This is a genomic window from Leyella stercorea (genome assembly GCF_021531655.1).
In genome coordinates this window covers 1-407 of sequence record NZ_JADYUF010000125.1, presented here as the reverse complement: position 1 = coordinate 407, position 407 = coordinate 1, and the positions used below count along the sequence as shown (strand labels likewise).

Annotated in this window: 1 pseudogene; it reads right to left on the bottom strand. The window is 43.0% G+C overall.

The window, feature by feature from the left end:
* A pseudogene (locus I6E49_RS14785) lies at positions 1–397 on the bottom strand (MobV family relaxase); the annotation flags it as partial.
* Positions 398–407 lie beyond the last annotated feature (10 nt).

Sequence of the window (407 nt, the reverse complement as noted above, 5' to 3'; positions counted from 1 at the left end):
CGGCACAACCATTGGAGCCACCAAGCGAAACGTATGTGTCTGCACTGCATGACATGTGGTCAACAAAAGCGAGGAAGTTGTCAATAGCTTTGTCTGTGAATTGAACTTCATTTGTGGCGAAGAGTTTTGTCCAACTGGTGACACATTCCTGCTTGAAGTCTGTAAAACCATGCCAAGACATATCAGACAAGAACCTTTTTGTTGCCGATTCTATACAGGCTTTAGAGTCCAATCCAATATTATGCTTTACAGCAGATGCCATAATGCCATAGTATATGGAAGCCGATTCTTTCTCGTTGAAGTTGACTCTATCTGTCTTGGCAAAGGAAGATAGAGCTTCATGTCCCTCATGGATGAACTTGTCAAGCACTCCTATGTATCTATTTTGCCGAGCCATGCTTTCACGT